A 14,073-nucleotide genomic window follows, 5' to 3' on the forward strand; every position below is an offset into this window, starting at 1 on the left:
ACTCACCTGTTGGCTATCAAGCCGGACATTCTACCCTGTGCGGCGGCAACACATAACCGCCACCCGGCGTTTGATTAAGGAAGCACTGATTAATTCCACATGCCCGCTGCGAGCGGAACCGAGCAAGTGCCCGCTTCCCCCTATGCCGATATCAGGCAAACCGCTAAGCTGTAGCAACAGCCTTGTCGTCCGTCGCACTCGCGACGAGCAGCTGACGTTCAATCGCGCTACACCGCCCTGCGGCAGGATCATCATGCGTTACCAAACCCGCTTCGCTCTTCGTCACACCCTTATCGTCATCAGCGCTCTGCTGCTGCCCGCGCTGTCGCACGCCGACGGTCGCATCGAAAGTCAGCGACTGGCCTATGACCGGGCCCTCGTCAGCATAGAAAAGCAGCAGTGGGCCGTGTTCCAGCAGCTCGAACCCGGTCTGCGCAGCTACATTCTTTACCCCTATGTGCGCCAGGCCTATCTGAATCAGACCTTTGCCAGCGCATCAGACGAAGATCTGGCCCGATTCGTTACCGAGCACAGCGACCTGCCGTTTGTCGCACGACTCAAGGACCGCTGGCTGACCCGGCTGGCCAGTGAGGGCAAGTGGGCACTGTTCGATCAGCACTACCTGCCCGGCGACAGAAACGCCAGCCAGGACTGTCGACGCGCCATGCACCAATGGGACCTGGGCGACCGCGCCGGCGCCATGCAGCAGGCCCGCACGCTTTGGACGGTTGGCCGCTCTCAGCCCAATGCCTGCGACCCCCTGTTTGAGCGCTGGCGCGCCGCTGGCGGCCTGACGGACGAGATCGTCTGGCAGCGTATTCGACTCGCCCTGCTCTACCGACAGGACGCGCTGGCGCGCTATCTGACCAAACTGATGCAACAGAATCAGGCACTGGCGACCCTGTTTGTCGACACTGCTACCCAGCCGGCCAAACTGGCCGATGCCGACCGCTACCGGGGCCTGCCGGCCAGCAAGATGGCAGATATCGCCACAGTCTCGCTGCGCCGCATGGGCCGTGACGACGCCAGTGGGGCCCTCGCCCTGTGGCCACATTACCGCGACCTGCCGTACAGCGACGAAGACCGCCTGGCCATCACCCGTGACATTGGCGTGCGTCTGGCCAAGAAGATCGACCCGGCGGCGCTGCCGTTCATGGCCGCCAACGATCCACGCATGCAGGACGACGATGTCAGCGAATGGCGTGTGCGACTGGCCTTGCGCACCCGCCAATGGGATACCGCCCGACAGCTGACTGAACAGCTGCCGGCGTCACTGGCCGAACAGAGCCGCTGGCGCTACTGGCGCCTGCGCAGCACCCAGCTGTCCTCCAGCTCCGCCGGTGAGCTGGTCAGCGAATACAAGTCACTCGCCCAGGAACGGGACTTTTACGGATTCCTGGCCGCCGAGCGTGCCCGCCAGCCCTACGCCCTCAATCACCAGCGCGCCAGTGTCGCCGACGAGGTAATGCGCAGCGTGCAACAGGATCCGGGCATCCTGCGTGCCCGCGAGTTCCTCGATCGCAACGACGTTATCAGCGCCCGGCGGGAGTGGTATCACGCCGGCGAACGCTTCAATCGCGAGCAACTGATTGCCCAGGCGGTGCTGGCAAACGACATGGCCTGGTACTTTCCGGCCATCCGTGGAGTCAGCCAGGCGCAGTACTGGGACGATCTGGATATCCGCTTCCCGATGGCCTACCAGCAACCGATTCAGGATCAGGCCCGTGCGCGCCAGATCAACTCCACCTGGGTCTACGCCATCACCCGCCAGGAAAGCGCCTTCATGGCCGACGCCCGCTCGCATGCCGGCGCCATGGGCTTGATGCAACTGATGCCCGCTACTGCACGGGAAACTGCACGTCGCTACGCCATTCCCTATTCAGGCAACCACGACGCGCTGATCCCGGAACGCAATATCGCACTGGGCGCCGCCTATCTGTCCGGTCTCAGCCAGCAGTTCCGTGGCAATCGCGTCCTCGCGTCTGCCGCCTACAATGCCGGCCCGGGGCGCGTGCGCCAGTGGACACGGGGCATGGGCAGCCTGCCCGCCGATGTCTGGATCGAATCCATCCCGTTTGATGAAACCCGCAAGTATGTGCAGAGCGTGCTGAGCTACGCGGTGATCTACGGCCAGAAACTCGGCATTCAGCAACCGGTGATGGAACAGCACGAGCGCTATCTGGAACCGTAAGGATGCCAAAGGGTTGGGGGCGCTACGCCCCCATGATGCGCAGGGTGGCCTAAGCCGAAGGCGTGTCCACCGCAATGGCTCAGGCGTCGAGAAGCTGCAGGCGCGTGCGCACGGTTTCTACCAGTTGATCAGGTTGGAACTTGGACAGAAATCCGTCACAGCCCACCTTCTCGACCATCGCCTTGTTGAAATTGCCAGACAGGGAGGTGTGCAGCACCACGTAGAGGTTCTTCAGGCGCGGATCCTGGCGAATCTCGGTGGTCAGGCGGTAGCCGTCCATCTCCGGCATTTCCGCGTCGGTAATCACCATCAGCAGCCGCTCGTTGATGTCTTCACCCGCATCAACCCAGGCTTTGAGCATCTTCAGGGCTTTCAGACCATCCGTTGCCACATGCAGTTTCAGGTCCAGCTGGGCCAGCGTGTCGCGCACCTGATTTACGCCGGTCGGAGAGTCATCCACTACCAGCACCTCACGTCCGCGAGCACGCTCCAGCAGCGGATCCTCCAGCAGCGCATCACTGACACGGGTATTGAACGGCACGATCTCGGCCAGCACTTTTTCCACGTCGATGATTTCAACCAGCCGCATATTCTCCAGACGGGTAATGGCGGTCAGATAATGCGCGCGACCTGCACCCCGCGGCGGGGGCTGCACGGCGTCCCAGTTGAGATTGAGAATACGGTCCACCGTGCGCACCAGGAAAGCCTGAACCGACAGGTTGTATTCGGTCACGATGATGGTGCTGTCGGGTTCGGCCTTCTGCGGCTGAAGGCCAATGGCTCCGGAGAGATCAATGACCGGAATGGTCTGTCCACGCAGATGAATCACACCAACGACGTGCGGATGGCGCTGCGGCATCTGAGTCAGAGCCGGCAGCGTGAGCACTTCGCGAATCTTGAACACGTTGAGGGCAAACAGCTGGGGGCCGGCCAGCTGAAACAGCAATATTTCCAGCCGGTTCTCGCCTACCAGGCGAGTCCGCTGATCGACCGTATCCAGTACCCCTGCCATAACTCGCCTCGCCAAACCGTAAACTCAGGGACTGGCAGGATGCCAGCCCGGTTCAGGCAGTATAGCGCCAGTCAGGCGAGGAAAGACAAGTCGTGCTCAGTAGTAGGCGTTTTCGGTTACCGAGTGGTCGGTAGCGTCACGCACCCCGTTAATCTCCGGAATCCGCGCGATCATGGTTTTCTCAATGCCTTCCTTGAGGGTCACGTCCACCATGCCGCAGCCCTGACAACCGCCGCCAAACTGCAGAATGGCAATACCGCCCTCGACAACATCGATCAGCTTGACCTCACCACCGTGGCTGGCCAGCCCCGGATTGATTTCAGTCTGCAGCAGATAGTTGATTCGGTCGTTCAACGGGCTGTCATCGTTGACCATCGGCACCTTGGCGTTTGGTGCCTTGATGGTCAGTTGACCGCCCATGCGGTCGGTGGCGAAGTCAACGAGCGCCTCCTCCAGAAAAGGCTCACTGACCGCATCGATCCAGACACGGAAGGACTCCAGCGCCAGCAGGCGGTCCTCGGGCTTCTCTTCACCAGGTTTGCAGTAGGCGATACAGGTCTCCGCGTAGGGCGTGCCCGGCTGCGTGATAAACACCCGGATGCCGACACCCTCGGTGTCCTGCTTTGACAGCAGATCAGCCAAATACTCTTCTGCTGCCTTGGTAAAGATAATGCCTGCCATGAAATGCCTCTTGCTCAATGACCAGAGGGTGCAAGTGTAAGGGATGCGGCAGCACGAATAAAGCCCTACCTTTTTGCTTGGTTATTACCGTCAGCGCACAGAGATTCAGCCTGCCCGCGCTCCGTGATATGCTTTGCGGCTTTTCAGCGCGCCATTTCGGAGTACCCATGTCTGACCGTAGCACCCGCCTGACCGCCCTGCGTACAGCACTGCAGCAGCGCATTCTGATCCTTGATGGCGGCATGGGGACAATGATCCAGAGCTACAAGCTGGAGGAACAGGACTACCGGGGCGCGCGTTTTGCGGACTGGCCAAGCGACGTCAAGGGCAACAATGACCTGCTGCTGCTGAGCAAACCGGAGGTCATTGCCGAGATCGAAAAGGCGTATCTGGACGCAGGCGCCGACATCATCGAAACCAATACCTTCAACGCCACGCGCATCTCCCAGGCTGATTACGGCATGCAGGAACTGGCGTACGAACTGAACGTCGCCGGCGCACGGGTTGCCCGCCAGGTTTGCGATGCCAAGACAGCAGAAACGCCGGATCGCCCGCGCTTTGTCGCCGGCGTACTCGGCCCGACCAGCCGCACCTGCTCCATTTCACCGGACGTCAACGACCCCGGTTATCGTAACGTCACCTTTGACGAGCTGGTCGAGAACTACACCGAGGCTACCCGCGGCCTGATCGAAGGCGGCGCCGACCTGATCCTGATCGAGACCATCTTCGACACCCTGAACGCCAAGGCTGCGATCTTTGCGGTTCAGCAAGTGTTCGAGGAAGATGGCGTCGAACTGCCGATCATGATTTCCGGCACCATCACCGACGCCTCCGGCCGCACCCTGTCCGGCCAGACCACCGAGGCATTCTGGAACTCGGTGCGCCACGCCAACCCGATCTCCGTTGGCCTTAACTGCGCCCTTGGCGCCAAAGAACTGCGCCCCTATCTGGAAGAGCTGTCGAACAAGGCCGGCACCCACGTATCCGCGCACCCCAATGCCGGCCTGCCGAACGAGTTTGGTGAATACGACGAAACTCCGGCGCAGATGGCTGTCGTGGTCGAGGAATTTGCCGCTGCAGGCTTCCTGAACATTATCGGCGGCTGCTGCGGTACAACCCCCGGCCACATCCAGGCCATCGCCGAAGCGGTTGCGAAGTATCCACCGCGCGTCATTCCCGACATCCCTCGTGCCTGCCGCCTGTCAGGCCTGGAGCCGTTCACCATCGATCGCAACTCGCTGTTCGTTAACGTCGGCGAACGCACCAACATTACCGGCAGCGCCAAGTTCGCCCGCCTGATCCGCGAAGAGAACTACGCCGAAGCGCTGGAAGTGGCCCAGCAGCAGGTCGAAGCCGGCGCCCAGATCATCGACATCAACATGGACGAGGGCATGCTCGACTCCAAGGCGGCGATGGTACGGTTCCTGAATCTGATCGCCTCCGAGCCGGACATCTCCCGTGTGCCGATCATGATCGACTCCTCAAAATGGGAAGTCATCGAAGCGGGCCTCAAGTGCATCCAGGGCAAGGGCATCGTCAACTCCATTTCCATGAAGGAAGGTGTTGAACAATTCAAGCAGCACGCTCGCCTGTGCAAGCGCTACGGCGCTGCGGTCGTGGTGATGGCCTTCGACGAAAAGGGCCAGGCAGACACAGAAGCACGCAAAACCGAAATATGTCAGCGCAGCTACGACATTCTGGTCAACGAAGTCGGCTTCCCGCCGGAAGACATCATCTTCGACCCGAACATCTTCGCCGTGGCCACCGGCATCGAAGAGCACAACAACTACGCCGTCGATTTCATCAACGCCTGTGCCTATATCCGTGACAACCTGCCCTACGCATTGAGTTCAGGGGGCGTATCCAACGTCTCGTTCTCGTTCCGTGGCAACAACCCGGTACGCGAAGCCATTCACTCGGTGTTCCTCTATTACGCCATCCGCAACGGCCTGAGCATGGGTATCGTCAATGCCGGCCAGCTGGAGATTTACGACGAGATTCCGCCGCTGCTGCGTGACCGGGTGGAAGACGTGGTGCTCAACCGGACTGCGGAAGCAACCGAAGCGCTGCTGGCGATTGCCGATCAGTTCAAGGGCGACGGCAGCGTCAAGGAAGCCGAAAACGAGGAATGGCGCAGCTGGCCGGTTGAAAAACGCCTTGAGCACTCGCTGGTCAAAGGCATCACGACCTGGATCGTCGAGGATACCGAGCTGGCCAGGCAGGCCTGCGCGCGCCCGATCGAGGTCATTGAAGGCCCCTTGATGGCCGGCATGAACGTAGTCGGCGACCTGTTCGGTTCCGGCAAGATGTTCCTGCCGCAGGTGGTCAAATCGGCCCGCGTCATGAAACAGGCCGTTGCCCATCTGATTCCGTTCATCGAGGAAGAAAAAGGCGACACCCCCGAGGCCAAGGGCAAGATCCTCATGGCTACGGTCAAGGGCGACGTACATGACATCGGCAAGAATATCGTTGGCGTGGTGCTCGGCTGCAACGGCTATGACGTGGTTGATCTGGGCGTGATGGTCCCGGCGGAAAAGATCCTGCAGACCGCCATCGACGAAAAGTGCGACATCATCGGCCTGTCCGGACTGATCACGCCGTCGCTGGACGAGATGGTCCACGTTGCCCGCGAAATGCAGCGTCGCGACTTCCACCTGCCGCTGATGATCGGTGGCGCCACCACCTCAAAGGCCCATACCGCAGTCAAGATCGAGCCGCACTACCAGAACGACGCCGTGGTCTACGTGACCGACGCCTCGCGCGCGGTCGGTGTCGCAACATCACTGCTGTCCAAAGAGCTGAAGAGCGGCTATGTCCAGCAGGTTCGCGAAGACTATGCGGTGGTGCGTGAGCGCACCGCCAACCGCTCGGCCCGTACCGAATACCTGAGTTATCAGCAGGCGCTCGACAACCGCCTGCAGCTCGACTGGAACGACTACACACCGCCAGCCCCCCGCGTACACGGCGTCCAACTGCTGGACAACATCGACCTGCGCACGCTGGCTGAGTACATCGACTGGACACCGTTCTTCATCGCCTGGGACCTGGCCGGAAAATACCCGCGCATCCTGCAGGACGACGTGGTTGGCGAAGCCGCCACCTCGCTGTTCAACGATGCTCAGGCGCTGCTGGAAAAAATCATCCGAGAGAAGCGCCTGACGGCCCGCGCCCTGTTCGGCTTCTGGCCGGCCAACCAGGTCGATGGCGACGACATTCAGCTGCGCGACGAGCAGGGTGCCCCCCTCGCCCGCCTGCATCATCTGCGCCAGCAGAACATCAAGCCGGACGGCAAGCCCAACCTGTCGCTGGCCGACTTTGTCGCCCCTGAAAACAGCGGCAAGACCGACTATGTAGGCGGTTTTATTACCACTGCCGGCATCGGCGCCGAGGAAATGGCCAGGGAATACGAAGCCAAGGGCGACGACTACAACGCGATCATGGTCAAGGCACTGGCAGACCGCCTGGCGGAAGCCTGCGCCGAATGGCTGCACGAACAGGTGCGCAAGACCTACTGGGGCTACGCCGACGACGAGAAGTTGGCAAACGATGACCTGATCCGCGAAAAATACCGCGGCATTCGTCCGGCACCGGGCTACCCTGCCTGCCCGGACCACACCGAAAAGGCCACCCTGTTCAGCCTGCTTGACCCCCAACAGCAATGCGGCGTCAGCCTGACCGAGCACTTTGCCATGTACCCGGCGGCGTCGGTCAGCGGCTGGTACTTCTCGCACCCGCAGAGCCAATACTTTGCGGTTGGCAAAATCGGTCGCGATCAGGTCGAGCGCTACAGTCAGCGCAAACAGCAGGAGCTGGACGGTGTCGAGCGCTGGCTCGCCCCGAACCTGAACTACGACCGCTGAGCCGATGGCCCTGCTGCCGGCGCGCGAGCGGCTGACACGCATCACCACCCTCGGTCTGCCGATCATGGGTGGCATGCTCAGCCAGAGCCTGCTCAACCTGATTGATGCCGCCATGGTCGGCAGCCTGGGCAGCGAGGCACTGGCCGGCGTCGGCCTGGGGAGCTACGCCAACTTCATGGCTGTTGCGCTGGTCATGGGCCTGGGTGCCGGGGTGCAGGCCATGGTCGCCCGCCGCAAGGGCGCCGGCGCAACCGGCGAGATCGCCGGACCACTGAATGAAGGCCTGCTGATCGCCCTGCTGCTGGCCATTCCCCTGACGCTGATTGGCTGGACCCAGGCTGACGCCATCATCCGTTTTCTGGCCGACGACCCGGCGGTCATAGAGGTCGGCACCCATTATTTTCAGTGGCGCGTGCTGGCGATTGCAGCCGTTGGCGCCAACTTTGCGTTCCGCGGCTACTGGAACGGTATCCACAACGCCGGCCGCTATCTGCAGATCCTGGTGATCATGCATCTGGCCAACATTGGCATAAGCTACGGCCTGATCTTCGGCCACTTCGGTCTGCCGGAGATGGGCGCCGAAGGCTCCGGCGCCGGTACGGCGATCGCTATGCTGATCGGCTGCGCGCTCTACTTTGCCACCACCCTCTACAGCGGCCGCAAACACGGCTTTCTGCGCGCCCGCCCCCGCTGGCGGGACATCCGCGCCATGCTCCGGCTGGCGGTGCCGAACTCACTGCAGCAATTCTTTTTTGCCACCGGTATCACTACGTTGTTCTGGATCATTGCCCAGATAGGCACCGACGAACTGGCAATCGCCCACGTGCTGATCAACCTGGCATTGTTCCTCATCCTTCCCGGCGTGGGCCTGGGTATGGCCGCAACCACGCTGGTAAGCCATAGTCTGGGCCAGAATGATGCAGAGGAAGCCTATCGCTGGGGTTGGGACGTGGTGCGGGTAGCAGCATGCACCCTGTTTCTGCTTGGCATGCCCTTCTGGCTGGCGCCGCACCTGATTCTCGGCCTGTTCACCCCGGATGCAGACCTGATCGCCCTCGGCGAATGGCCACTGCGCATCACGGGCCTGGGCATGAGTCTGGATGCAACTGCCCTGGTACTGACCCAGGCGTTGCTCGGGGCCGGTGCAAGCCGCACCGTGATGGGCGTCAACATGGGCAGTCAGTGGCTGCTGTTTCTGCCCTGCGCCTATCTGATTGGCCCGGTGCTGGGGGGCGGGCTGCTGGCGGTCTGGCTGCTGCAATCAGTCTATCGCTGCATCAACTCGCTGATATTTGCCTTCATGTGGCGCAGACGGCACTGGGCCGCAATCGATATCTGACCTGCGCCAAGGCGCAGGAGCGACTAAGCTGCTGAGAACGGATAACGTGGAGGCAGCATGAACGACTCACGGGACAAACCACAACACGAAGAACCGATGCGCCTGCGCGACACCTTGCAGAGCGTGCTTGCCGCGGCCTTGGGCGTGCAGAGCAATCGCGCCAGGGAGCGCGACTTCTCAAAGGGCAAACCCAGCCATTTCATCGCCCTTGGCGTGGCCTTTACCCTGCTGTTTGTGATGGTAGTTCTGGGCGTCGTAAAGCTCGTGCTCTACCTCGCCGGAGTCTGAATCCGGCGCACCTACTGGCCGCTTACCCAGAATACCGCCGCCACCACTACGATAACGATCAGCGCAACCGATGCCACCGCATCGAGTGAAGACTGGTTGTTCTGTGACTGCTGGTCAGCCATGGCCTGGCCCCCTGATTATTGTTATGGTCACCCCCCAGTAAAGACCATGGTACCGGGCCGTACAAGGCGGTTTTCTATGTGCATTTTCAATCTAAAGATATAGATAAACATTCCTTTTGTGCATATTCAAAAACTGCTATTGTCTGCCCGCCCAAGCCTGATGGGCCATGACTAGCGAAGGGCCGTCAGTGCCCGATGAACAGGTTTCTGTATGTATATCTACGACGAATATGATCAGCAGATCGTCGAGGACCGCGTAAAGCAGTTCCGCGATCAGACCCGCCGCTTTCTCGCAGGCGAGCTGAGCGAGAGTGAGTTCCTGCCGCTGCGACTGCAGAACGGCCTGTACGTCCAGCGCTACGCCCCAATGCTGCGCGTTGCCATTCCCTACGGGCTGATTTCCGCCCGGCAGGTACGCAAGCTGGCCTTCATCGCCCGTACCTACGACAAGGGCTATGTTCACTTCAGCACCCGCCAGAACGTCCAGTTCAACTGGCCGGCCCTGGAGGATGTGCCGGACATTCTGGCCCACCTGGCTGAAGTGCAGATGCATGCCATTCAAACCAGCGGCAACTGTATCCGCAACACCACCACCGACCAATTTGCCGGCGTTGCCGCAGATGAGCTGGTCGATCCGCGTCCGTGGTGCGAGATCATTCGTCAGTGGTCCACTTTCCATCCCGAATTTGCCTTCCTGCCGCGCAAGTTCAAGATCGCAGTCAACGGCGCCGAGGCGGATCGTGCCGCCATCGGCGTACACGACATTGGTCTGAACGTCGTGCGCAACGCCGCTGGCGAAATCGGCTTCCGCGTCCTGGTTGGTGGCGGCCTCGGCCGCACCCCGATGGTGGGCTCGCAGATCTGCGAGTTCCTGCCTTGGCAGCACCTGCTGACCTACCTCGATGCCATCCTGCGTGTGTACAACCGCTATGGCCGTCGTGACAACAAGTACAAGGCGCGCATCAAGATTCTGGTCAAGGCATTGACCCCTGAAGTGTTTGCCGAAAAGGTCAACGCAGAATGGGCGCACACCAAGGATGGCCCGGCCACCCTGACCCAGCAGGAGCTGGATCGCGTTGCCGGCCACTTCTCCGCCCCTGCCTACGAGCAGTTCAGCGGTGACGATGCGGGCTACCTGGCCAAGCGCGAAGCCGAAAAGGGCTTCAACAACTGGGCCATGCGCAACGTTCAGGCGCACAAGGTGCCGGGCTACGCCGCCGTCACCCTGTCGCTGAAACCGACCGCGGTTGCCCCGGGCGATGCTGACGACAAGCAGCTTGAAGCCATTGCCGACCTGGCCGACCAGTTCAGCTTCGGCGAACTGCGCGTTACCCACCAGCAGAACCTGGTGCTGGCCGACGTGCGCCAGAGCGACCTGTATGACCTCTGGCAAGCCTGCCGCAAGCACGGCTTCGCAACCCCGAACATCGGCCTGTTGACCGACATCATCTGCTGCCCCGGCGGCGATTTCTGTGCCCTGGCCAACGCCAAGTCGATTCCGATTGCCGAAGCCATCCAGCGCACCTTTGATGACCTGGATTACCTGCACGACATCGGCGATCTGGACCTGAACATCTCCGGCTGCATGAACGCCTGCGGCCACCACCACGTCGGCCACATCGGCGTACTGGGTGTCGACAAGAAAGGTCAGGAGTTCTATCAGGTCTCCCTCGGCGGCAACAGCGGCCGTGATGCCAGCATCGGTCAGATCCTCGGCCCGTCCTTCTCGGCCGAAGACATGCCCAGCGTGATGACCAAGGTAATCGATGTGTACATCGAGAACCGCACCCCCGAAGAACAGTTCCTCGATACCTTCAAGCGTATCGGCATGGCACCTTTCAAGGAGCGCGTGTATGCAGCGACTAATTAAGAACGGTGCAGTCGTTAACGACAGCTGGCACGTTCTGGACAAGGACGCCACGCTGGACGGCCTGCCCAACAGTGACAGCATCATCGTCCCGCTGGCCCTGTGGCTGGAACACAGCCATGCGCTGAAAGCCCGCGACGGTGGTCTGGGTGTCTGGCTGGACAGCGACGAGGAAGTGGAAAGCATCGCCGGCGATCTGGATCAGTTCCAGGTCATCGCGCTGAACTTCCCGGTCTTCAGCGACGGCCGCAATTACTCCAACGCCCGCCTGCTGCGTGATCGTTACCAGTACCAGGGCGAGGTACGCGCCATAGGCGACGTACTGCGCGACCAGCTGTTCTTCATGCAGCGCTGCGGCTTTGACGCCTTTGCCCTGCGTGCCGACCGTAATGCCGAGGAAGCACTGGAAAGCCTGAAAGACTTTTCCAACTGCTACCAGGCTGCGACGGACCAGCCCTTGCCGCTGTTCCGCCGCCGCGCCTGATACGCAAATAAAAAAACCGGGGCACACTGCCCCGGTTTTTTTGTGCCTGCTGCAGGGCTGCCGATCAGCCCAGATTAACGACTACCCGACCGATCATCTTGCCGGCCAGAATGCGCTCGATCTCGGCGGGCAACTGCTCCAGCGTCACCTCGCGCTCAAGATTGTGCAGATCGGTCTTCCATTGCAGTGACAACCGATCCCACATCGAGGCCTTGACCACCAGCGGCAGCTCTACCGAGTCGACGCCCAGCAGGTTCACATTGCGCAAAATGAACGGGAACACACTGGCTGCAAACCCACCGCCAGCGGTCATTCCGCAGGTCGCAACACTGGCGCCATAACGCAGTGACTTGACCACATTGAACAGAATGTCGCCACCGACGGTATCCACCGCGCCAGCCCACTGTTCCTTGAGCAACATTTTCTCGACACCCGCCGCCAGCGCAGCGCGATCAACGATCTGGCTGGCACCCAGGCTCTTGAGCATATCCACCTGATCAACCTTGCCGGTCGAGGCTGCCACCTCGTAACCCAGAGATGCCAGCATGGCCACCGCAATGCTGCCTACACCACCGGTGGCGCCGGTTACCAGCACCGGGCCCTGCCCCGGCGTCAGGCCCGCCTGCTCCAGCTTGTCGATACACAGCGCCGCCGTCAGGCCGGCAGTACCCAGCACCATGCTGTCACGCAGCGACAGCCCTTCCGGACGCTTGATCACCCAGCCGGCCGGCACGCGGATGTATTGACCAAAGCCGCCAGCGGTATTCATGCCGAGGTCGTAGCCGGTGACGATTACCTCATCACCGACTGCCAATTCAGGCACCGAGCTGGCCTCCACCACACCGGCCGCATCAATACCCGGGGTGTGGGGGAAGTTCCGCGTCACACCCTTGTTACCGGTGGCCGAGAGCGCGTCCTTGTAGTTCAGGGAGGAGTAGCGCACACGAATGAGCACATCCCCTGCAGGCAGCTCATCCACATGCCGTTGCTTGATCTCGGTGACATACCGGCCGTCCTGCTCCGACACCACCAGCGCCTTGAATTCAGACATATCCACTCCTACCAGAAACGTTGATTGTTGAAGCGCGACACCCAGGTCAGCAACAGTCGGTCCGCCGCCTGGGCCAGCCCGCCGGACAACCGGTCCTGCAGGCGCTTGCGCTGCTCAAACTGCACCTCAAATACATCAGCCTGCCTGACCCGCTCACACAGGTACTGGTCACTGGTCTTGATCTCGTCGGCCAGCCCGCGCAGCAAGGCCTCGCTGCCGAACCAGACCTCACCTGTGGCGACCGTCTCAATGTCCAGGCTTGGGCGATAGCGCGCAACAAACTGCTTGAACAGGCGGTGAATGTTTTCCAGGTCATCCTGAAACTTTTCCCGCGCCTTGTCACTGTTCTCGCCAAATACCGTCAGTGTGCGCTTGTACTCCCCCGCAGTCAGCATTTCAAAATCAATATCGTGCTTTTTCAGCAATCGATTGAAGTTGGGCAACTGCGCGACAACGCCGATCGAGCCCAGCATGGCGAAGGGTGCCGCCAGAATCCGATCAGCGATACAGGCCATCATATAGCCGCCACTGGCTGCCACCTTGTCGACGGAGATGGTCAGCGGGATACCCGCCTCGCGCACACGCACCAGCTGCGATGACGCAAGCCCGTACGCATGCACCATGCCGCCACCACTTTCCAGGCGAACAACGACCTCATCCTGCGGACGCGCCAGCTCCAGCACCGCCGTCACTTCATGGCGCAGATTTTCCAGCGCACTGGCCTTGATGTCGCCATGAAAGTTGAGCACATAAACGCGCCCGCGCTCATCCTGGGCTGCATCCTTGTCGCGGGCCTTCGCCTCCTGCTTGAGCTGCTTCTGCCGGGCCTTGCGAGCGCCCTTGCTGAGCACCATCAGCCCAAGCTGCTCGTGCATGCGCTGCAGACGGTCGTTCAGGCGAGTCACACTCAGTGTACCCTCGGTACGCTTGCTGCGCGCCTTGCCGGCAGCAATCATCGCCAGAATCAGCGCCACTACCACCAGCACCGTCAGGGCCTTGGCAAGAAAATAGACATATTGATCAAACCATTCCACAGTGTTCTCCCGTCTCTGCACAACCCGCTAAGCACAGCAAGCATACAGGATCATCAGGGCATGGGCGCAGGCCGTCCGGGGAAAATTCAAACGCCCGTATGATTTTTGGTTGACAGCTTCGCGAGCTTGCCCCTAACCTCCGTC

The 14,073-nt window shown here is 61.1% G+C and carries 10 protein-coding genes; 6 read left to right on the forward strand and 4 right to left on the reverse strand.

What is annotated here, in order from left to right:
* The first annotated feature begins 253 nt into the window (after window positions 1-253).
* On the forward strand, window positions 254-2,191 hold the full coding sequence (locus tag AC13EY_RS17410) for a transglycosylase SLT domain-containing protein (protein ID WP_228246702.1): 1,938 nt from the start codon (window positions 254-256) through the stop codon (window positions 2,189-2,191).
* Between the two features lie 79 nt (window positions 2,192-2,270).
* Here the strand turns inward: AC13EY_RS17410 and AC13EY_RS17415 are convergent, their stop codons facing one another.
* Both AC13EY_RS17415 and nfuA read right to left on the reverse strand, forming a co-directional pair.
* Complete coding sequence (locus AC13EY_RS17415) at window positions 2,271-3,203, reverse strand: chemotaxis protein CheV (RefSeq protein WP_088276518.1); 933 nt, start codon at window positions 3,201-3,203, stop codon at window positions 2,271-2,273.
* Window positions 3,204-3,299: 96 nt separating this feature from the next.
* Window positions 3,300-3,884: a Fe-S biogenesis protein NfuA gene (gene nfuA, locus AC13EY_RS17420; protein ID WP_088276519.1), complete on the reverse strand. Its 585-nt coding sequence runs from the start codon at window positions 3,882-3,884 to the stop codon at window positions 3,300-3,302.
* Window positions 3,885-4,012: 128 nt separating this feature from the next.
* Here nfuA and metH point away from each other — a divergent pair, with 128 nt between their 5' ends.
* The 5 genes from metH (at window position 4,013) to AC13EY_RS17445 (ending at window position 11,844) form a co-directional block, all read left to right on the forward strand.
* Window positions 4,013-7,744 carry a methionine synthase gene (metH, locus tag AC13EY_RS17425; RefSeq protein ID WP_228246703.1) on the forward strand — a complete coding sequence of 1,244 codons (3,732 nt, stop codon included), beginning with the start codon at window positions 4,013-4,015 and terminating at the stop codon, window positions 7,742-7,744.
* Window positions 7,745-7,748: 4 nt separating this feature from the next.
* Window positions 7,749-9,083, forward strand: coding sequence for an MATE family efflux transporter (locus AC13EY_RS17430; RefSeq protein ID WP_228246704.1), 1,335 nt, complete (start codon window positions 7,749-7,751; stop codon window positions 9,081-9,083).
* Window positions 9,084-9,140: 57 nt separating this feature from the next.
* Window positions 9,141-9,371 (forward strand): DUF2970 domain-containing protein, encoded by a 231-nt coding sequence (locus AC13EY_RS17435; RefSeq protein WP_228246705.1) that lies wholly within the window; start codon window positions 9,141-9,143, stop codon window positions 9,369-9,371.
* Between the two features lie 333 nt (window positions 9,372-9,704).
* The gene (locus AC13EY_RS17440; RefSeq protein ID WP_088276523.1) at window positions 9,705-11,363 is read left to right on the forward strand and encodes a nitrite/sulfite reductase; all 1,659 of its coding nucleotides are present in this window, start codon (window positions 9,705-9,707) and stop codon (window positions 11,361-11,363) included.
* Window positions 11,347-11,844, forward strand: coding sequence for a DUF934 domain-containing protein (locus AC13EY_RS17445; protein ID WP_228246706.1), 498 nt, complete (start codon window positions 11,347-11,349; stop codon window positions 11,842-11,844). The genes AC13EY_RS17440 and AC13EY_RS17445 overlap by 17 nt, the downstream gene beginning before the upstream one ends.
* 64 nt (window positions 11,845-11,908) lie before the next feature.
* Here the strand turns inward: AC13EY_RS17445 and AC13EY_RS17450 are convergent, their stop codons facing one another.
* Window positions 11,909-12,895, reverse strand: coding sequence for a YhdH/YhfP family quinone oxidoreductase (locus tag AC13EY_RS17450; protein ID WP_228246707.1), 987 nt, complete (start codon window positions 12,893-12,895; stop codon window positions 11,909-11,911).
* An 8-nt stretch (window positions 12,896-12,903) separates the two neighbouring features.
* Window positions 12,904-13,929 carry a protease SohB gene (sohB, locus tag AC13EY_RS17455; protein ID WP_228246708.1) on the reverse strand — a complete coding sequence of 342 codons (1,026 nt, stop codon included), beginning with the start codon at window positions 13,927-13,929 and terminating at the stop codon, window positions 12,904-12,906.
* Window positions 13,930-14,073 lie beyond the last annotated feature (144 nt).

Source organism: Halopseudomonas sp. L-58 (assembly GCF_056859475.1).